Annotated in this window: 1 protein-coding gene; it reads right to left on the minus strand. The window is 70.4% G+C overall.

The genetic code is table 11. From position 1 onward, the window contains the following. Positions 1–1226 (minus strand): acyltransferase domain-containing protein (locus ACFV9J_RS40555; protein WP_385363252.1); only part of this gene is annotated, 1226 nt, incomplete at both ends.

Here is a 1226-nt window from a genome sequence, read left to right on the forward strand (position 1 = left end):
CCTCGGACTGGGTCCGCAGGCCACGACGCCACGCCGACAGCGTCGGCAGGGCCGGCAGGACCGTGTCCCAGGCGTTCTCGTCGTCCATGTCCAGCGTGGCCACGAGCGACTCCATGTCCTCGCGCTCCACGGCGTCCCAGAAGCGCGAGTCCAGCTCGTCGGCTGCGCCGCTCCGGGTCACCCCGGCCATCTGGAGCCAGTACCGCTGCCGCTGGAAGGCGTACGTCGGCAGTTCGACGGACCGGGCATCCGAACCGACGAAGAACTGCGACCAGTTCACCTTCAGGCCGCGTACATGGGCCTGTGCGGCCGCTGCGACCATCGCCTCGGTCTCAGGACGTCCGTTCCGCATGACGGGTACGAAGGCAGCACCCTCACCGGTCAGGCACTCCTGGCCCATGGCCGAGAGCACGCCACCCGGACCGAGTTCGAGGTACGTCGTGACCCCGGCGGCCTCCAGGACGCGGATGCCGTCGAGGAAACGGACGGCGTCGCGGACGTGCCGGACCCAGAACTCCGCCGAGGCCATCTCGTCGGTGACGAGGGCGCCGGTCAGATTGGAGACGACCGGGATGCGCGGGGACCCGTAGGACAGGCTCTCAGCAACCTTGCGGAAGTCGTCGAGCATGCCGTCCATGTGCGGCGAGTGGAAGGCGTGGCTGACGGTGAGGCGCTTGGACTTGCGGTCGGGGAACGCGTCCGCGACGGCGAGCGCCGCGTCCTCGTCACCGGCGACGACCACCGAGCGCGGGCCGTTGACGGCCGCGATGCTGACGCGGTCGGTCAGCAGCGGCAGGACCTCCTCCTCCGAGGCCTGTACGGCGATCATCACCCCACCGGCGGGCAGCGCCTGCATCAGACGGCCCCGGGCCGCGACCAGCGCGCAGGCGTCATCCAGCGAGAACACCCCGGCGACGTGCGCGGCGGCGATCTCACCGATGGAGTGACCGGACAGGAAGTCCGGCCGCACACCCCAGCTCTCCACGAGCCGGAACAGCGCCACCTCGACCGCGAACAACGCCGGCTGCGTGTACCGCGTCTCGTCCAGCAGGCTCGCGTCCGACCCGAACAGCACGTCCTTCAGCGGCCTGTCGAGCACCGCGTCCAGCTGTGCGCAGACCGCGTCCAGCGCATCGGCGAAGACCGGGTGGGCTTCGTAGAGCTCACGGCCCATCCCGAGCCGCTGGCTGCCCTGGCCCGTGAACAGGAAGGCGGTACGTGCGTCA

Source organism: Streptomyces sp. NPDC059906, from assembly GCF_042730645.1.
GTDB classification, from domain to species: Bacteria; Actinomycetota; Actinomycetes; order Streptomycetales; family Streptomycetaceae; genus Streptomyces; species Streptomyces rubrogriseus.